Source organism: Brevundimonas sp. SL161, assembly GCF_049896985.1.
Taxonomy (GTDB): Bacteria; Pseudomonadota; Alphaproteobacteria; order Caulobacterales; family Caulobacteraceae; genus Brevundimonas.
In genome coordinates this window covers 20,657-39,728 of sequence record NZ_JAFCVJ010000013.1, presented here as the reverse complement: position 1 = coordinate 39,728, position 19,072 = coordinate 20,657, and the positions used below count along the sequence as shown (strand labels likewise).

At 69.6% G+C, this 19,072-nt stretch carries 15 protein-coding genes; 12 read left to right on the top strand and 3 right to left on the bottom strand.

The window, feature by feature from the left end; genetic code table 11:
• The first annotated feature begins 105 nt into the window (after positions 1–105).
• The 12 genes from ACP7AU_RS10635 (at position 106) to rplS (ending at position 14,711) form a co-directional block, all read left to right on the top strand.
• Positions 106–987, top strand: coding sequence for a GNAT family N-acetyltransferase (locus ACP7AU_RS10635; RefSeq protein WP_426036199.1), 882 nt, complete (start codon positions 106–108; stop codon positions 985–987).
• Positions 987–1,472 (top strand): tRNA (adenosine(37)-N6)-threonylcarbamoyltransferase complex ATPase subunit type 1 TsaE, encoded by a 486-nt coding sequence (gene tsaE / locus ACP7AU_RS10630; RefSeq protein ID WP_426051391.1) that lies wholly within the window; start codon positions 987–989, stop codon positions 1,470–1,472. The genes ACP7AU_RS10635 and tsaE overlap by 1 nt, the downstream gene beginning before the upstream one ends.
• On the top strand, positions 1,465–2,562 hold the full coding sequence (gene amgK / locus ACP7AU_RS10625; RefSeq protein ID WP_426051390.1) for an N-acetylmuramate/N-acetylglucosamine kinase AmgK: 1,098 nt from the start codon (positions 1,465–1,467) through the stop codon (positions 2,560–2,562). The genes tsaE and amgK overlap by 8 nt, the downstream gene beginning before the upstream one ends.
• Positions 2,559–3,275, top strand: a complete 717-nt coding sequence (gene murU, locus ACP7AU_RS10620; RefSeq protein ID WP_426051389.1) for an N-acetylmuramate alpha-1-phosphate uridylyltransferase MurU — start codon at positions 2,559–2,561, stop codon at positions 3,273–3,275. Before amgK ends, murU begins: the two co-directional genes overlap by 4 nt.
• The gene (gene addB, locus ACP7AU_RS10615) at positions 3,272–6,352 is read left to right on the top strand and encodes a double-strand break repair protein AddB (RefSeq protein ID WP_426051388.1); all 3,081 of its coding nucleotides are present in this window, start codon (positions 3,272–3,274) and stop codon (positions 6,350–6,352) included. Before murU ends, addB begins: the two co-directional genes overlap by 4 nt.
• Positions 6,349–9,825 carry a double-strand break repair helicase AddA gene (gene addA, locus ACP7AU_RS10610; protein WP_426051387.1) on the top strand — a complete coding sequence of 1,159 codons (3,477 nt, stop codon included), beginning with the start codon at positions 6,349–6,351 and terminating at the stop codon, positions 9,823–9,825. The genes addB and addA overlap by 4 nt, the downstream gene beginning before the upstream one ends.
• On the top strand, positions 9,822–10,247 hold the full coding sequence (locus ACP7AU_RS10605) for a hypothetical protein (RefSeq protein WP_426036211.1): 426 nt from the start codon (positions 9,822–9,824) through the stop codon (positions 10,245–10,247). Before addA ends, ACP7AU_RS10605 begins: the two co-directional genes overlap by 4 nt.
• A 43-nt stretch (positions 10,248–10,290) precedes the next feature.
• Complete coding sequence (locus ACP7AU_RS10600; protein WP_426036213.1) at positions 10,291–10,968, top strand: SDR family oxidoreductase; 678 nt, start codon at positions 10,291–10,293, stop codon at positions 10,966–10,968.
• 114 nt (positions 10,969–11,082) lie between these two features.
• Positions 11,083–11,418: a thioredoxin gene (gene trxA, locus ACP7AU_RS10595; protein WP_426036215.1), complete on the top strand. Its 336-nt coding sequence runs from the start codon at positions 11,083–11,085 to the stop codon at positions 11,416–11,418.
• 81 nt (positions 11,419–11,499) lie between these two features.
• Positions 11,500–13,350 (top strand): DUF885 domain-containing protein, encoded by a 1,851-nt coding sequence (locus tag ACP7AU_RS10590; protein WP_426036217.1) that lies wholly within the window; start codon positions 11,500–11,502, stop codon positions 13,348–13,350.
• A 178-nt stretch (positions 13,351–13,528) separates the two neighbouring features.
• On the top strand, positions 13,529–14,278 hold the full coding sequence (gene trmD, locus ACP7AU_RS10585; protein ID WP_426036219.1) for a tRNA (guanosine(37)-N1)-methyltransferase TrmD: 750 nt from the start codon (positions 13,529–13,531) through the stop codon (positions 14,276–14,278).
• A gap of 4 nt (positions 14,279–14,282) precedes the next feature.
• A complete protein-coding gene (rplS, locus tag ACP7AU_RS10580) occupies positions 14,283–14,711 on the top strand; it encodes a 50S ribosomal protein L19 (protein WP_303696550.1) in 429 nt (142 codons plus the stop codon).
• Positions 14,712–14,989: 278 nt separating this feature from the next.
• Here rplS and ACP7AU_RS10575 read toward each other — a convergent pair whose 3' ends face one another.
• From ACP7AU_RS10575 to ACP7AU_RS10565, 3 genes are all read right to left on the bottom strand, one after another.
• Complete coding sequence (locus ACP7AU_RS10575) at positions 14,990–16,144, bottom strand: aldose epimerase family protein (RefSeq protein ID WP_426051386.1); 1,155 nt, start codon at positions 16,142–16,144, stop codon at positions 14,990–14,992.
• Positions 16,144–17,790 (bottom strand): pectate lyase, encoded by a 1,647-nt coding sequence (locus ACP7AU_RS10570; protein ID WP_426051385.1) that lies wholly within the window; start codon positions 17,788–17,790, stop codon positions 16,144–16,146. Before ACP7AU_RS10570 ends, ACP7AU_RS10575 begins: the two co-directional genes overlap by 1 nt.
• 253 nt (positions 17,791–18,043) lie before the next feature.
• On the bottom strand, positions 18,044–19,054 hold the full coding sequence (locus tag ACP7AU_RS10565) for a sugar kinase (RefSeq protein ID WP_426036225.1): 1,011 nt from the start codon (positions 19,052–19,054) through the stop codon (positions 18,044–18,046).
• Between the last annotated feature and the right edge of the window lie 18 nt (positions 19,055–19,072).

Below are 19,072 nucleotides of genomic sequence, written 5' to 3'. Positions count from 1 at the left end.
GCCCAATCCCTCGTGTCCTCGATCTGGACCCAGGCCTTGGCCGGGGTGCACGGGAAGGGCGGACACGCTTGCCTGTGTTCCTGCCAGAGGCGACAAGGGGCGCGGATGATCGCTTCGCCGCCCGCCATGACCGAGCCTGCCGCCGTCCCCGCGCAACGGTCGGATCACGTCGTCGACGTCCTGATCGCCGAGCGGGCGCCGCAGCTGACGGGGTCGATCTTCTGGCCAGTGGTTCGCCCGGTGTTTTACTCGATCCTCGGCTACGGCCAGGCGCGGGACATGGCCGACGCCATCACGCCCCTGTCGGGACAGGCGGCGCTGGACCATGTGTCGAACCTGCTGGACCTGAAGGTGTCGTGCTTGAACCTCGATCGGCTGCCGGCCACCGGCCGCTGCATCGTTGTCTGCAACCATCCGACCGGGATCGCCGACGGAATCGCCGTCTACGATGCCATCAAACGCCGCCGATCCGACGCGATCTACTTCGCGAACGCAGACGCCGTCCGCGTCTCGCCCCGGCTGGACGAGGTCCTTATCCCGGTCGAATGGGTGGTCGACAAACGCACGCGGGCGAAGACCCGCGTCACCCTGGACGCCGCCAAGGCCGCCTTCGAGGCGGAACGCTGCGTGGTCATGTTCCCTGCAGGACGGATTTCCCGCGTGGGAAAAGAAGGACAGCTGACCGACCCGGAGTGGGCATCGACCGCGACGTCACTGGCGCGGAAATACAACGCACCGATCATTCCGATCCATGTCAGCGGCCCCTATTCGACCCTGTTCCACCTGTTCAATCGGGTGTCGCCGGAGCTGCGGGACATCACCCTGTTCCACGAGCTGCTGAACAAGCGGAAGAAGCCCTTCCGCCTCAGCGTCGGCAAGCCGATCCCGCCGACCCGTCTCGATATCGACGCGCCCCGTGCGACCTATGCGCTGAAGGCCTTCGTTGAGCGGGTTCTGCCCGGCCAGCCCGACGCGGACTTCGCCTGATGGTCGGGATCGATCTGGCCGATGCGGAGGCGACCACGGCGCTCGGGCGCGCTGTGGCACCGCGTCTCGAGCCCGGCGAGGCCGTCCTGCTCTACGGCCCGCTCGGCATGGGCAAATCGACCCTGGCCCGGGGCCTGATCCGGGCGCTGGCCGGCGAGGACGAGGACGTGCCTTCGCCGACCTTCACCCTGGTCCAGTTCTACGAGACCGACCCGCCCGTCGCCCATTTCGACCTCTACCGCCTGACCCGCCCCGAAGAGGCGTTCGAGATCGGCCTCGACGAGGCGCTCGACATCGGCGCTGCCCTGATCGAATGGCCCGAACGACTGGGCGACAATCCTGCTCGCGCCCTGGGGCCCGACCGCCTGGCCATCACCCTGGAAGAACGCGGCGAGGGACGGCATGCGACCGTTTCAGGCGCAGGGGCGTGGGCAGAGAAGATCAATGACGTCGTCGAAAGCCTGTCAAAGAACCTGAATGTCTGACCTGACCGATAGAGAAACCCAGCGGGTCGCCTTCCTGACCGGGGTCGGCCTCGCCGACGCGCGCCGGGCGCCCCTGCCCGGCGACGCCTCGACGCGCCGTTATGAGCGGCTGACCCCCGCTAACGGACCTGGCCTGATACTGATGGATCAGGTCGCGGCGGCAGAGAGCCCGCCGGCCGATCCCTCCTGGTCGCCCGAGCGTCGCAAGGCCGAGGGCTGGAACGCCATCGCCCGCCTGTCCGCCGGCCGGATCGAGGCCTTCGCCGCGGTCGCCTCCCACCTGCGTTCGGTCGGGCTGTCGGCCCCGGCCATCGTCGCGCTCGACGCCGCTGCGGGTCTCGCCGTACTCGAGGATTTCGGCGACGACCTGTTCGCCCGCGTGATCGAGGCCGGTCAGGACGAGACGCCCCTCTACCTCGCCGCCGTCGACGCCCTGGCCGAACTGCATGCTGCGCCGACGCCGCCGATCCTGACCGGCGCGGCGGGTGCATGGCCGCTGCAGGTCTACGACCAGACCGCGCTGCAGGGCGGGGCCGATCTGTTCGTCGAATGGGCGCCCAAGCTGAAGACAGAACTACGCTTCGACGACGCCGCCATCGCGGACTGGCACGCCGCCTGGGCGCCCATCGTCGCCGAGGGGGAGGCCGGGGCCTCGGTGCTGGCCCACCGCGACTATCACGCCGAGAACCTGATCTGGTTGCCCGAGCGCGAAGGCCCGGCCCGCGTCGGCATGATCGACTTCCAGGACGCGGTGCGGGCCCACCCGTCGTGGGACCTGCATTCCCTGTTGCAGGACGCCCGCCGCGATGTGTCGCCGTCCCTCGAGGCCGAGGCTCTGGAGCGGTATTTCGAGATGGCCGAGGTCGCCGACCGCCCCGGCTTCCTGCGCGCCTACGCCGGGCTTGCGGCCCTGAACGAGGCCCGCATCCTCGGCATCTTCGCACGGCTGATCGTGCGCGACGGCAAGCCGCGCTACGCGGCCTTCATGCCGCGCATGTGGGCCCACCTGAACGCCAACCTGACCCAGCCTGGCCTCGAAGGCGTCGCCAGGTGGTTCGACAGATACGTCCCTGCGGAGCTGCGCGCATGACGACTCCGAAGACAGCCATGGTCCTCGCCGCCGGCCTCGGCACGCGCATGCGGCCCCTGACCGATGACCGGCCCAAGGCCCTCGTCGAGGTCGGCGGCCGGGCCCTGATAGACCACGTCCTGGACCGGCTGGCCGACGCGGGCGTCGAAACGGCGGTGGTCAATGTCCACTGGTTTGCCGACCGGCTGGAGGCGCATCTGGCCGCGCGCGGACGCGGCCCCGGGATCGTCATTTCCGACGAGCGCACCGAGCTGCTCGAGACCGGCGGCGGTCTGAAGAAGGCCCATCCCCTGCTCGGTGACGATCCCGTCTTCGTGGCCAACATAGACAGCGTCTGGACCGATCGCGGCGCCGCCCCCTGGGTCGACGCACTGGTCCGTCTGTGGGACCCGGTAAAGATGGACGCCTGTCTCCTGCTTGCCATCCGCGAGGGCGCGATCGGCTTCGAGGGCGACGGCGATTTCTTCCTCGCTGACGACGGCCGCCTGACCTTCCGGGGCGAGGCGGCAACCGCGCCTTTCGCCTATATGGGCGTCCACATCACCCGACCGGACTATGCCGACGGCGGACCGGACGGACCGTTCTCGCTGAGCCCCCTGTGGCGCGCCTCGGCGGCAGCCGGCCGGCTCTACGGCTGCGTCCTCGACGGCGACTGGATGCACGTCGGCGACCCTCAGGCGCGCGACGAGGCCGAGGCCAGGCTCGCGGAGTGACGGCAGCCTTTGATCCCTTCCCGGGAGACGGCGGCAAGGCGGACCCGCGCTGGTTCGCCATCCCCGCCCACCGACCCTTTCTCGAAGACCTGGCGGCCGGCGTGCTCGACTGGCTGGGCGACCAGGCGCCGGAGACCCTGTCCGACGCCACCATCCTCCTGCCCAATCGCCGGGCGGCGCGGGCCTTCACCAGCGCCCTTTCGACCCTGAGCGGCGACCGCCCCGTCCTCCTGCCTCAGGTCCGCCCGCTCGGCGACCTGGAGGAGGACGAGCCGCCGTTCACCCCCGGCGAACTGGGTCTCGACCTGCCGCCCGCCATCGCCCCCCTGACGCGCCGGTTCGAGATGGCGCGGCTGATGGTCGAGCATCACGATGCTGCGCTGTCGCCGATGCGCGCGCTGGAACTGGCTGACAGCCTCGGTGCCTTCCTCGATTCCTGCCACATCGAGGAGGTCGAGGCGCCCGAGCGCATCGCCACCCTCGTCGAGGAGGACTTCGCCGAGCACTGGCGTCAGTCCGCGCAGTTCCTCGGTCTCGCCGTCGAGGCCTGGCCGCAGCGCCTGGCCGAACTCGGCCGCGTCGACGCCTCGTGGCGGCGGACGAAACTGCTGCGCCTCCTGGCCGAGCGCTGGGACAGCCATCCGCCGCAAGGACCGGTGATCGCCGCCGGTTCGACCGGCACGGTCAAGGCCGCCGCCGACGTCCTGATCGCCGTCGCCAGGGCACCGCAGGGCTGCGTCGTCCTCCCCGGCCTCGACCGTGACCTCAGCGAAGCCGCCTGGGACGCCATTGAGGAACAGCATCCGCAGAGCGCGCTGAAACGGTTCCTCGAACGCGCCGGCGCCGACCGCGCCGGCGCCGACCGCGCCGACGTCCGTCCCTGGTTCCTCCGCCCGGTCGTGCCCGCCGTCGAGGCGCGAGGCCTCGCCCGCCAGCGACTGATCAACGAGGCCCTGCGTCCCGCCGAGGCCACCGCCGACTGGCGCGCCGAGATCGCCCGGCTGCGCGCCGACGCTGCCGATGCCGGGCAGGCCGCCGACCCCATCGCCCTCGGCCTCGAAGGCCTGTCCGTCGTCGCGACCCGCACCGAGGAGGACGCCGCCGCGACCATCGCCCTGATCATGCGCGAGACGCTCGAGACCCCCGATCCCGACGGGAAGGCCCGGACCTGCGCCCTCGTCACTCCGGATCTCGCCCTGGGCCGTCGCGTCGCCGCCCGGCTGGAGCGCTGGGGCGTCGTCGCCGACAGTTCCTCCGGCGCGACGCTGGACCAGATGCCCGTCGGCGTTCTCGTCGATCTGGCCGCCCGCTTCATGGCCGATCCGCTGAAGCCCCAGACCGTGCTGGCCCTGATCAAGCACGCCCTGACGATCCTGCCCGAGGCAACGCCCCACGCCGCCGCCGAGCTGGAGAAGGTCGCCTTCCGCGGCCCCCGCACCCGCGACTGGACCCGGATCGAGACCCGCCTGACCCAGGCCGCCGAACCCCGCCGCGACGGTCAGCCGCCCTCCGAAACGACTCTCGTCCGCGTCGCGGAGGCGACCGCGCTCGCCGGCCGGCTTCAGGCCCTCGCCGCTGCCGCCGCCCTCGGTCGTGCGGCTTCGCTCGACCAGGCCGCCCGCAACCTCACCGCCCTCGTCGAGGCCCTCGCCGGCGTCGACGTCTGGGCCGGGCCGGACGGAGAGGCGGCGGCCTCCCTGCTGTCGCAACTGATCGAGGGCGGCGCGTCGCTCGGCGCCGTCAGCGCCAACGACTTCGCCGAACTGGTCGCCTCCTTGCTGCACGACGTCACGGTCCGCACCGGCGGCGCGACCCATCCTTCCCTTCGCATCCTCGGCGCCATCGAGGCGCGTCTGGTCAGGGCCGACCGGATGATCCTGGCCGGGCTGGAGGAGGGTGTCTGGCCCCAGGGCGCGCCGATCGATCCCTTCCTGTCGCGGCCGATGAGGAAGACCCTCGGCCTGCCCCCGCCCGAGCGTCGCGTCGGCCAGACGGCCCAGGATTTCGTCCAGGCCGCCTGCGCCCCGGAGGCCATCCTCGTCCATTCCGAACGCCGCGGCGGCCAGCCCGCCGTCCGCTCCCGCTGGCTGTGGCGGCTGGACATGCTCACACGCGGCGCCGGGGTGGAGATCGACCGCCCCTCCGAAGCCCTCTCCGCCGCCCGCGCCCTCGACGCGCCGGTGGCCGGTCAGGGCGGGCTGGCGAAACGCCCCGCGCCCAAACCCCCCGTCGACCGCCGCCCGCGTCAGCTCCCCGTCACCGGCGTTGAACGCTGGGTGCGGGATCCCTACGCCGTCTATGCCCGCTACGTCCTGAACCTGCGTCAGCTCGACCGGCCGGGTCAGTCCGCCGAGGCCCTGGCGCGCGGCCAGGCCGTCCACAAGGCGGTCGAGCGGCTGACGCTCAGCTGGCCCGCCTTACTGCCAGACGACTGCGAGGCCGAGATCGCAACCCTGCTGCACGAGGAGCTGACCCACCACGGCTTCGAGGACGCCGCCATGGCGCGCGAGGGTCCTCTGGCCCGCAACTGCGCCCGCTGGCTGGCCGGGTTCGAGATGCGCCGCCGCGCGCGCGGCATCGAGATCCGCGTCGAGGAGGAGGTGCAGATGACCTTCGACGCCCCCGCCGGTCCGTTTACCCTGACGGCCAAGGCGGACCGGATCGAACTGTCCTCGACCGGCGCGGCCATCCTCGACTTCAAGACCGGGGCCGCACCCTCGGCCAAACAGGTCAAGTCCGGCTTCGCCCCCCAGCTGACCCTGACCGGCGCCATCCTGGCCGAGGCCGGCCTCAAGACCTCCGGCCCCGTCGGGCCCGAGGAGCTGACCTATGTCCGCGTCGTCGGCAGGAAGGTCCCCGGAGAAGCGGCGGTGCGCGCCCAGGGCGCCGAGGCCTCCGACCTGTCGATGGCGGCTCTGGCCGGACTGAAGGCCCGCGTCGCCCGCTTTGACGACCAGACCACCCCCTATCTCAGCTGGGTCGCGCCCCAGTTCATGGGCAATTTCGGCGGCAACTACGATCACCTCGCCCGCGTCTGGGAATGGGCGGTCGCCGGCGCTGACGGAGACGCTGAATGAGCGGCCCTGACAGCTCCATCCGCATCCTGCCCGACCCCGCCCAGATCGCGGCGGCGAACCCGCGCCAGTCGGTCTTCGTCACCGCCAACGCCGGCTCGGGCAAGACCTCGACCCTTGTCGACCGCGTGGCCCGGCTGCTGCTGGAGGAGGTTCAGCCCGGCGAGATCCTGTGCGTCACCTACACCAAGGCCGCCGCCGCCGAGATGCAGGCGCGGCTGTTCCAGCGCCTCGGCGACTGGGCGGTCATGGGTGATGAAGAGCTGGAAGACTCGCTCGCCGACCTTGGCGGTCAGATCAGGGCCACGCTGTCACCCGACGAACTTTCCAAGGCGCGCAACCTCTTCGCCAAGGCGCTCGACACCCCCGGCGGGCTGAAGATCCAGACCCTGCACGCCTTCTGCGAAAAGCTGCTGCGCCGTTTCCCGCTCGAAGCCGGGGTCACCCCCGGCTTCACCGTGCTGGAGGATCAGGCCGCCATCGCCCTGTCCCACGGCGCCCGAGAGGACCTGGCCCGCGCCGCGCTTTCCGACGCCGACGGCCGCATCGGCCGCGCCTATGCCCATTTCGCCGTCGAGCTCGACTGGGCCAGTTTCGAGAGCCTGCTGGCCCGCATTGAACAGGACCGCGCCCGGCTGATCGACTATGTCGCCCGCATCGCCGCCGACCCCACGATCAGCCCCTACGCCCTCGTCGGCGCTGATCCCGACAGCGACGTGGCGTCGATCCAGTCCGACTTCATGCGCTTCCTCGACCGGGGTGACTGGCTGGAGATCGCCGAACTGATGTCTACCGGCTCGGTCACGGACCAGGGCTGCGCCGACCGCATGTACGCCGCCGACTGGACCTTCCCCGAGGTGGCCTCGGTCTTCCTGACCTCGGGCGCGCCGCGAAAGTCGATGGCGACCAAATCGGCGCCCGCCCGCGCCCGCGACTGGTTGACGGCCCTGCAGGACAAGGTGGTCGCCACGCTCGGCCAGGTCCGCAAGGCCCGCGTCGCCGAGGACACCGTCCACGTCCTGACCCTGGCCCAGGCCCACGGCGCCCTCTATGACCAGGCCAAGGCCCGTCGCGGCGCCCTCGATTTCGGCGACCTCGTCGCCCGCACGGTCGAGCTGCTGACCGTCCGCGCCAATGCCGCCTGGGTCCTCTACAAGCTCGACGGCGGGGTCGAACACGTCCTGATCGACGAGGCCCAGGACACCGCCCCGGAACAGTGGGACATCATCCGCGCCCTGACCGAGGGCTTCTTCTCCGGCGCCGGATCGCGTCGTTTCGGGGCCGGCAAGGTCGAGCGCACCGTCTTCGCCGTCGGCGACGAGAAACAGTCGATCTACTCCTTCCAGGGCGCCCGGCCGGAGCGGCTGAATCGCGAGGCCCAGTCGTATGAGACGCTCGTTCGCGGCGCCGGCTTCGCCTACACGGGCGTCGAACTCGCGACCTCCTTCCGCTCGACGCCGGAGGTGCTGGGCTTCGTCGACGCCGTGTTCGAAGGCCCCGAACGCACCCGCGCCCTCGTCGGCGAACAGGTCGGCGCCATCCCCGCCCACAAGGCCATGCGCGCCGACGACCAGGGCTGTATCGACCTCTGGCCCATATATGAGGACGAGAAGCCGCCCGAGCGCGACGCCTGGGACGACCCCGTCGATCAGGAGCCGGTCCAGGGTGCCCGCAAACGGATGGCCGCCGACCTCGCCCGCGAAATCAGACGCCAGGTCGAGACCGGCGTGGCCGTTCAGGACCGCAAGACCCGCGCCCTGCGTCCCTCCGGCTACGGAGACTTCCTGATTCTCGTCCGCCGCCGCGACGCGACCTTCGAGGAGATCATCCGCGCCCTGAAGGCGGCGGGCGTGCCCGTGGCCGGCGCCGACCGGCTGAAGCTGTCATCGCACATCGCCTTCGACGACCTGATCGCCGTGGCCCGGTTCGCCCTCTTTCCCGACGACGACCTCAGCCTCGCCGGCATCCTGCGCAGCCCCTTCTGCGACCTGGACGAGGACAGTCTGTTCGACCTCGCGGGCGCCGAGCACCGCAGGGGGCGGCTGTGGCCTGTCCTGCAACGGCGCGCTCCGGAACGGCCGGAATGGGTCCGCGCCCGAGACCTGCTGGCCTTCGTCCTCTCCCAGCGCGGCCGCGATCCTTTCGCCTTCTTCGCCGCCCTGCTCAACCGGGTCGACGAGACCGGCCGCTCGGGTCGCGCCCGCATCCTGTCCCGCCTCGGTCGCGAGGCGGAGGAGGCCATCGACGAGACGCTGAACCAGGTGCTGGCGGCCGAACAGCGCGGCGGCCTCGATCTGGAGACCGCCCTGTCGATGCTGGAGGCCGCCGACGTCGAGGTGAAGCGCGAGCTGGAGGGCGCGCGCGGGGAGGTCCGCGTCATGACCGTCCACGGCGCCAAGGGGCTGGAGGCGCCGGTGGTGATCCTGCCCGACACCACGGCGCGGGCGAAGGCCCAGGGACCGACCCTGATGCCGGTCGAACTGGCCGATGGCCCCGAGGCCTGGCTGATGTGCCCGGGCTCGGAGAAGGAGGATTGCGAGGCCTCGGCCGACGCCCGCGCCGTCCGCCAGCAGCGCGTCGACGACGAGACCTTGCGGCTTCTCTACGTCGCCCTGACGCGCGCCCGCGACCGGATCGTCATCCTGGGGCGCGGCTCGGGTCGGTCGAAACAGGGCTATGAGGACGGCAGTTGGTGGGCCGTCCTGACCGAGACCTTCGAACGCCTCGGCGGACAGGTCCGCGACATCGGCCATAGTCGCCGCCGCTATGGCGTCGATCCGGTCGCGATGGCGACCTCGCGGGTCGTGCCCTTCCCGGGCGCCGTTGTTCCCGCCTGGGCGCGGACGATGCCGCCGGTCGATCCGTCGGCGCGCTACGTCTCCCCGTCGCAGATGGAGGGCGCCAAACGCATCGCCGCCCCGTCGCCTCTGGCCGTCACATCGACCGGGGAGGGGGCCGCATTGGGCCGCTTCCGGCGCGGCGACCTGATCCACCTGCTGCTCGAACGCCTGCCCGAGATCGGCGCCGCCGACCGCACCGGGGCCGCCGCCCGACTGCTGGCGAAGGAGCGCGACCTGTCCGACGCCCAGCGCGCCGAGATGATCGATGCCGCCTTCCGCGTGCTCGACGACGCCCGCTTCAACGCCGTCTTCGGTCCCGGCTCCCGCGCCGAGATCGCCCTGACCGGCGGCGCCGAGACGCTGCACCCCGGCGTCGTCATCAACGGCCGCATCGACCGGCTGGTGGTGACGCCCGACCGGGTCCTCGTCGTCGACTACAAGACCAACCGCCCCGCCCCCGACCGCATCGAGGCCGCCGACCCCGCCTACGTCGCCCAGATGGCGACCTATGTCGCGGTGCTGGCCCGGCTTTATCCGGATCGCCCGGTGGAGGCGGCGCTTGTGTGGACCGATGGGCCGAAGCTGATGCCGGTGCCGCAGGGGCTGATGGATGAGGCGCTGGCGGGCTTGCTGTGACCGACGCGCGTCTTCAACTCGCAAAGTGGTTCGAGGACTTCTGGCACGGACCACTGCCCGCCAACGGCAATGCGGACCTATTCGAAGTTTGCGGCATCGCTGGCGATGACGCCTCGGATTTCATGGACGCGTTCGGCGCGCGTTTTGGCGTCGATGACGACGGCTACCGCTGGTATTTCCATCACGGCGAAGAGGGCTCGAACTTCGGCGGGCTGTTCTTCAAGCCGCCCTACAGGCGCGTGGTACGAGTCCCAATCACGCCTGACATGCTCGCCGAGGCCATCGAGAGCAAGCGATGGCCGCTTCGCTATCCTCCTCACGAACTGCCGACCGTGCGTTGGGATATCCGCATCAATCAGATCCTGATGATCATTCCGGTCATCATGTTCGGGCTGTGGGTCTGGAAGCGTTTCCTTGCCTGAGGGTCGCCGGAACCGGATCGACCGCTCATCCCTTGAGGTCCGCATGAAGACAGCCATCGTCACCGGAGCCGCGGGCCTGATCGGGCGGGGAATCTGCCAGGCCCTGATCGCCGACGGCTGGACCGTGGCCGCCTTCGATCTGAAGCCGGGTCCGGAGAACACCCGGTCCGTGATCTGCGACGTCGGCGACGAGGCTTCGGTACAGGCCGCTTTCGCCGAGCTGGGGTGGGACGCCCTGAACCTTCTGATCAACAATGCGGGCATCGCCGGGCCGGATCGCGGCCCGATGGCCGAGCTGTCGCTGGCCGACTGGCGCAAGGTCACCGACAGCCACCTGACCGGCGCCTTCCTCATGAGCCGCGCGGCCATTCCCCTGCTGGGCGACGACGGCGCCATCATCCACATGGTCTCGACGCGCGCCTTCATGTCCGAGCCGAACACCGAGGCCTATGCCGCCTCCAAGGGCGCCATGGTTGCCCTGACCCATGCCATGGCGATCACCCTCGGGCCGAAAGTGCGGGTCAACGCCATCGCGCCGGGCTGGATTTCCGACGAACAGGACCTCCGGCCCATCGACCACGCGCAGCACCCGGTCGGCCGCGTTGGCCGCCCCGACGACATCGCGGGCGCCGTCCTTTATCTGGCGGGGGCCGGCTTCGTTACCGGCCAGGTCCTGACGGTAGACGGTGGCATGACCCGCAAGATGATTTACGCCGAGTAGATCAGACCGCGTGGGCCTCCGTTGATTTTCCCCAGAATCGCCCCACATCTCGACCAACATCATGGGCTCAAGTAGGCCGAACGGCCGGTAGCCCCCAAGGAAGAGAGATTTGATATGGCCACGGTCAAGGTCACCGACGAGAGCTTCGACACCGACGTCCTGAAATCGTCCACCCCCGTGCTGGTGGACTTCTGGGCGGAGTGGTGCGGCCCCTGCAAGCAGATCGGCCCGGCCCTGGAACAGATCTCCGACGAGCTCGGCGGCCAGGTCACCATCGCCAAGATCAACATCGACGACAGCCCGCTGACACCGTCCAAACTGGGCGTGAAGGGCATCCCGACCCTGATGCTGTTCAAGGACGGCCAGATGACCTCGCTCAAGGTCGGCGCCATGCCCAAGGGCAAGATCCTGGAATGGCTCGCCGAGACGGGCATCGCGGCGAAGGCCTGATCGAGGCGCGACGCTGGTCGCCCTTGCATACCGGCAACGCATCGGGGACGGTCGCTGAACGAACAGTTCACGGAGTTCCCTATGCGTCGTCTTCTCGTTTCTTGCGCCAGTTTCAGCCTGATTGTCGCGGCGGGGTTGGGAACGGCGGCCCTCGCTCCGGTGCCGGCCGGCGTGACGACCCAGGCGGCTGCGACGGCTGAAGCAGACGCTTCGCTGGCCGCCTTCTTCGAGGCCGCCTACGGCGAACGCATCGCTCTGAGCCCCCAGCAGATGACCTCTCTGGGCATGAAAACAGCCTACGACCGGCTGGACGAGTACACCCCCGACGCCGAGGTCCGCTCCGTCGCCCTGGCCGAAGCCCAGTTGGCGCGGATGAAGGCCGAACACGACTTCGACGCCCTGAGCCCGCAGAGCCAGCTGTCGTGGCGGATGTTCGAGAACGGAGTGGAGCGCCAGGTCTCGGGCGCGCGGTTCAGCGACCACGACTACATCTTCGCCGCCAACGGCAATCCGGCGACCGGCATCCCGGTCTTCATGATCAACAACCACCGGATCGACACCGCCGAGGACGCCCGCGCCTACGTCGCCCGGCTGGTGGAGGTCGAGCGGGTCATGGGCGAGATCTCCGCCGACGTGACGCGCCGTGCCCAGGCCGGCTTCGTCTCGCCGACCTTCGTCTTCCCGATCACCATCGCCGATACCCGCAACGTGATCTCCGGCGCGCCGTTCGACGACGCGGCCGACAACCCGGTCTGGGCCGATTTCCAGAAGAAGGTGGATGCGCTCGACGCCTCGCCCGAGGAAAAGGCGACCCTGCTGGCCGCGGCTCGCGAGGCCCTGACCGGTCCGTTCCGTCGCGGCTATGAGCAGATCCTGACGACCCTGGCGGAAGTTCAGCCTCTGGCGACGTCCAACGAAGGCGTCTGGCGCCTGCCCGACGGCGACGCCTACTATGCCGAGCGGGTCCGGAACTCGACCACCACAGACCTGACGCCCGACCAGATCCACGACATCGGCCTGTCCGAGGTCGCGCGCATCCAGACCGAGATGGAGGCGATCAAGACGGCGGTCGGCTTCGACGGCACGCTTCAGGCGTTCTTCGCCTACATCAAGACGGATCCGCGCTTCCAGTATCCGAACACCGAGGCGGGCCGCGAAGCCTATCTGGTCGATGCGCGGGCGGCGGTGGCGGATGCGATGGAGGCGGCGCCGCGCTTCTTCCACACCCTGCCCCGGGCTCCGCTGGAGGTCCGCGCGGTCGAGGCCTGGCGTCAGGAGACGGCCTCGGTCGCCTTCTACAACCGCCCGGCGCCGGACGGGTCGCGCCCGGGCATATACTACGTCAACCTGGCTGACATGACCCAGGTGCTGAAGCCCCAGGTCGAGGGCATCAGCTACCACGAGGGCGCGCCGGGCCACCATTTCCAGATCGCCTTCGCCCAGGAGATCGAGGGCCTGCCGCGCTTCCGTCGCTTCGGCGGTTACGGCGCCTATTCGGAAGGCTGGGGCCTCTACACCGAGCGGCTCGGCAAGGAGATGGGCTTCTATCAGGACCCCTATTCGGACTTCGGCCGGCTCTCGCTCGAGATCTGGCGCGCCGCGCGTCTGGTGACGGACACCGGCCTGCATTCCAAGCGCTGGACCCGCGAGCAGGCGATCGAATATTTCCAGCAGAACACGCTCGTGTCGGAGCGCGACATCGTCAAGGAGGTCGAGCGCTACATCACCAATCCGGGCCAGGCGACCAGCTACAAGATTGGTCAACTGAAGATCCTGGAGCTGCGGGCGAGGGCTGAGACCGCGCTGGGCGACCGCTTCGACGTGCGCGACTTCCACGCGGTGGTCCTGGGCGGCGGCGGCGTTCCGCTGGACATCCTGGAGGAGCGGGTGGACGCCTGGATCGCGGCCGGAGGCGGGCGACCGACGCAGTGATCGTCTCCTCCCCGTCCCGGAGGGATGGGGAGGTGTCGGCGAGCGCTTGGCAAGCTGACGGAGGGGGTCTTCGTGCGGCCAGAACCCCTCCGTCTCTCCGGCTTCGCCTCCGAGCCGCCTCCCCGCCGCTGCGCGACAGGGAGGAGACGAGCGGGCCAGAGCGCGCTAGATCGCGAGAATGCCCTTTACCGCCACCGTCCTGACCATGTTCCCCGAGGCCTTTCCGGGCGCACTCGGCGTGTCGTTGATCGGCACCGCCTGGCGCGAGAAGGGGCTGTGGTCGCTGGAAACGGTGGACATTCGCGACTTTTCCGAAGATAAGCGCGGCTTCCTGGACGACACCCCCGCGGGTGGCGGCCCCGGACAGGTGCTTAAAGCGGACGTGGTGGCCCGGGCTCTAGACAGCCTGACAGGGTCGCCCCGGCCGCTTTTGTACATGAGCGCACGCGGTCGACCCCTGACGCAGGCGCGAGTGAAAGAGTGGGCCAAGGCGGACGGCATTGTCGTTCTCTGCGGCCGGTTCGAGGGGGTGGACCAGCGGGTGCTCGACGCCCGGGGGTTCGAGGAGGTCTCCGTCGGAGACGCGGTTCTCGCCGGTGGCGAGGCGGCGGCGATGGTGGTGATCGAGGCGTGCGTACGACTGATCCCCGGCGTTCTGGGCCAGGCCGAAAGCCTGAGTTCCGAAAGCTTCGAGGACGGTCTTCTGGAGCATCCGCAGTACACGCGACCGCGGACGTTCGAGGGGATCGACATCCCGGAGATCCTGTTGTCCGGCGACCATCGCAAGATGGCGGCCTGGCGTCAGGAGCAAAGGGAAAAGACGACGCAGGACCGCAGACCGGATCTCTGGGACGCTCATCTTGCGAATAGACCTGCGGAACCCTCCGCCAAATCAAAGCTAAAGGGCGCCAAAGCCCGAGGAGAATAGAACCATGGCCAACATCCTTCAGACGCTCGAAGCGGAAGAAAAAGCCCGTTTGATCGCCGTGCGCGCGATCCCGGTCTTCCAGCCCGGCGACACACTTCGCGTCAACGTCAAGATCAAGGAAGGCGAGCGCGAGCGCGTTCAGGCCTTCGAAGGCGTCTGCATCGCCCGCGCCGGCGGCGGCGTGAACGAGAACTTCACCGTCCGCAAAATCTCCTTCGGCGAGGGCGTCGAGCGCGTCTTCCCGATCCTGTCGCCGAACATCGAGTCGATCGAGGTCAAGCGTCGCGGCGTCGTCCGGCGCGCCAAGCTGTACTACCTGCGCGACCGTCGCGGTAAGTCGGCCCGTATCGCCGAACGCCAGACCGTCCGCCCCGCCAAGGGCGCCGTGGTCCCGGTCACCGGCACCGCCGACAAGCCTGCCGACGAGGCGTAGGCCTTTCTTTTTGTGCTACCGCCCTTCGGGCTACTTGAGCGCGAATGACCTGAGTAAGGGCCTCGGCGGAAACGCCGGGGCCTTTTTCTCTGTCCTTCTCCCCTTGCGGGAGAAGGTGGCAGCCGAAGGCTGACGGATGAGGGGTCACGCTGACGTCAGAGGTTGGTGCTGGCTCGGTTCGCTCACGCCGACCGCCGGTAAAACCCCTCACCCGACCGCGCCAGAACGACGGCTGCGCCGTCGTGCGCGCTCTCCCTCTCGAACAAGGGGAGAGGGTGCTAACTCACGCTGAACCGGTACTCGGTCCGCGACCGGAAGGTCTCGCCCGGCCTCAGGACGGTCGAGGGGAAGCCCGGCCGGTTGGGGCTGTTCTGATAGTGCTGGGTCTCCAGCGCCACGCCGCAGTGCGGGCGATAGGCGGCCCCGCCGCGCCCGACCAGTTCGACCGTGTTCGCCGTATAGACATGCAGCGCCGGCTCGGTCGTCCAGACCTCGAGCGCCCGACCGCTAAAAGCCTCCGATAGCCGCCCGGCGCGGCGCAGGCCCTGGCCCCGAACCGCGAAACTGTGGTCGTAGCCGCCGCCGATGCGCAGCTGATCGTTCACCTCGAACAGGTCCCGGCCGATCGGTTTGGGCGTGCGGAAGTCGAACGGCGTGCCCGCCACCGGCGCCAGGTCTCCGGTGACGATCTTGTCCGGCGCATAGGCGGCGAAGGCGTCGGCCTCGATCTGCAGCTCGTGGTCAAGGATCAACCGCTCCGGGTCGCCCGACAGGTTGAAGTAGGAGTGGTTGGTCGGGTTCAGCACCGTCGCCCGATCCGTCAGGGCCAGATAGTCGATCGTCAACCGGTCGTCGTGCGTCAGCCGATATGTGACCGAGATCGTCAGCCGCCCGGGGAAGCCCTGGTCGCCGTCGGCGCTGACCAGGGTCAGGACTACGCCCGGTCCGTCGTCGGTCACGTCGGGACGGCCCGTCCAGTTGCGTTTGGCGAAACCGACGGGGCCGCCGTGACTGGAGTGCGGGCCCGAGCCGACGTCGAGCTGGACCTCGCGGCCGTCCAGTTCGAGCCGCCCGTTGGCGATCCGTCCGGCGTAGCGACCGACGGTGGCGCCGAAGTTGCGCGACCGCTCGACATAGTCGGCCAGGCTATCGAGGCCGAGGACGACCTCCGCCATCCGCCCCTCGCGATCCGGCAGTGTCAGCGACTGCAGGATGCCGCCCCAGGTCATGACGCTCGCCTGGGACCCCCGGTCATTGGTGAGGGTGAACATCGTCACCGTCTGGCCGTCCGCCAGCGTCCGCCAGTCCTTCTGATCGACCGGCGGTGTCCGCATGAACGGCATCGACGGCATCCCTGTCCGGGGCATCGACATGCATCCGGCCAGCGGCGTCGCCGCCAGTCCTGTCAGTAGCGTGCGGCGGTCCAGCCGCATCAGGCGGCCGGCGGGCTGAGGGCCTCGATGAGGTCGCCGAGGTTGCGCACGAAGGCCTCGGTCGAGATGCATTCCACCGGGAAGTCGGTGTTGTAGGGCGAGGTGTCCCACAGATCGCCGACGCGGGTGGTCTGGTACTCGCCCCCGGTGACTGCCTCGGGCGACGGGCCGATGTAGGGGTTCGACGTCGTGGTCATCGGCGTCGGCCAGTAGCCGCGCGTGTTGAGGCTCGCCGCCAGCTCGGCCGCCCGTCCGGCCGCCACCGGACGCGGACGTCGCCCGTCGGTCGACATGTCCCAGATGCTGACGTCGCGCAGGGTGAAATACTTCGGCAGTTCCAGCGCGCCCGGACGCGCCTTCAGCGGCGAGGCGGCGATCAGGGCCGCCGGATCCAGCGCGGCCGCGGCTTCCAGCTCTCCGCGCAGGGCGGCAGTGTCCAGGTTCCGGAACGAGCCGTAGTGGATGACCAGATTGTTCGGGTTCTCGTCGGCGTAATAGCGGCCGTTCCTGATGTTCGACCCCCGGCGGTGGATATAGACCGGCGTATTCGAGCCCTCGAGGATGAAGGTCGGATGGGTCCGGCCGGGCGCGATCAGGGTCTGGGGCGTCCTGACCTGGTCCAGCCAGTCCAGCGCCTCGGGCAGCCGGGTCAGATATTTGCGGTCGCCGGTCAGCTTGTAGAAGCCGATCATCGACCGGATGTTGGTCGCCGTCGTGTGGGTGGCGAAGGCGCGCGGCTCGATGGTGCGGGCCGGCGCCGGCATCAGAGTGTCGGGATAGTGCTGCAGCCCCCAGGCGGGCTGGGGCAGGGGCTGCTGGGTGGCGACGAAGATGTCCATGCCGCGCTGGATCGCATCGACCAGCCGCCGGTCGTTCGAGCCGAGGGCCTGGTGGCAGTAGAGCAGGAACTCGATGTTCTCGCCCGCCACGTCGTCGTTGAAGGTGATGTAGGGGGTGTAGTCCGGGTTGCCGTGCAGGCCGCCGGCGCCCTCCACGAACGGGAAGCGCTGGGGCCATCCGCCGTTCGGATACTGGGCGTCGAGGACGAACTGGATCGCCTTGTCGAGCGGCGCCCGGTATTTGCGCTCGCGCTTCTCCAGATAGACCCGCAGCAGCAGCTGCGAGGCCTCGGCCGTGCCGGCGTCGTCGAAGGTGGCGTTGCCGTAGTAGTGCTGGAATTCCTCGAGCCGCCAGGCGTTGCCGCCGATCCGGGCGTACCAGTCCTTCAGGCTGTCCTCGCCCGCCGTATCGATGACGTAGTTCCAGCCGCCGCGCGGATGCTGCCCGGCGATGAGGGCGTCGGCGGCGGCCCTGGCGGCGTCGTAGAACTGCTCGTCGCCGGTGGCGTGATAGGCGTCGAGATAGGCGTGACCCACGCTCGCCGTGCCCGGAGGCTGGACCCAGATCATGGTCGGTGAGGCTTCCAGCTCCCCCCAGCGGCGCGAGAAGTCGGGCAGGACGTTCCACACGTATCCGCCGCCGACGGCGACCTCGTCGGTCATGAAGGCCGTGGCGCGCTTCATCGTGGCCAGGATGGCCGGGCGGTCGGGGGCCGTTTGCGCGAACGCGGCGACGGGCGTTGCGGCCAGGGCGGTCAGCGCGGCGCCTCCAGCGAGCAGGGCGCGACGCGACGGGGTTGGCGACATGGGGAACTCCGGGTCGTTTCCTGGGGACAGACGATCACGAGTCTGACGCTCGTTTCAAATCACGATACATCAATGACACCGGTTTCCTAGAGCCTTCTGAGCCCACTTCTCCTTCATCCTCGGGGCGCGCGGCGAACCCGGGGACCCAGCTGCACCGCTGTCGACCCGGGTGCGCGTTCAGGTCCGCGCGGCTGGGTCCTCGGATCTCCGCTGCGCTGCGTCCAAGGATGACGGAGAGGAGAGGAGAGCGCGCCTACCGCCGGATATCGAAGCCTTCGGCGGCCATGGCGGCCCGCACCTGGGCCTCGTCGAACAGGTTGAAGTCCCCGGGCACCGAATGTTTCAAACCTGCCGCCGCCAGCCCGAAGGCCAGGGCCTCGTCGTTCGACCAGCCTCTGTAGATGCCAAACAGCACGCCGGACGCAAAGGCGTCGCCGCCGCCGACCCGGTCCACGACCCCGGTCAGTGCGATGGGGGCCGCGTGATGCTCGCCGTCGCGGGTGATCATCACCGCCGACAGGGTCTGGTCCTGGACGCTGTCGTTGATGCGCAGGGTGCAGCAGATCCGCTCCAGCGAGGGCCAGGTCTCGAACGCGGCCGTGGCGGCAGCGCGACGGCGCTCGGCCGGATCAGCGTCATCGAACGACCGGCCCAGTACGAGGGCGAAGTCGCGGTCGTCGGCGAAGGCGAGGTTGGACCCCGCCAGCATCTGGCCCAGGATGCGCGGCGGATCGCCGGCCCATTCGGCCCACAGCTTGCCGCGGAAGTTTCCGTCGAAACTGACCTTGACGCCCGCCCTGGTCGCAGCGGCGATGGCGGCCAGCGCAGCAGCCGAACCGGTCGGCCCGGTCGCGGGCGTCACGCCCGACAGGTGCAGCCACTCCACCCCTTCGAGCAGCCTGGCCCAGTCCAGCGCCCCGTCGACATGCTGGACGAAGGCCGAGACGGCGCGGTCGTAGAGGACTTCCGACGGACGACGCACGGCGCCCGGCGTCAGGAAATACAGCCCCATCCGGCCGGGCTTGAAGACGATGCGGCGTGTGTCGACGCCATGCTTGCGCACCTCGTCGCGAGCGGCGTGACCCAGCGGATTGTCGGGCAGGACCGTCGCCATGGCGGCTGGCGCGCCGTAACGGGCCAGGGACACGGCGACATTGGCCTCGGCCCCGCCGGGGCGGACGGTCAGGCCAGGCGACTGCATCAGCAGTTCGCCGTCGTTGGGCGTGAGACGCAGCAGCATCTCGCCGAAGCAAAGGATCGTCATGGCGCTACGCTAGTCGCT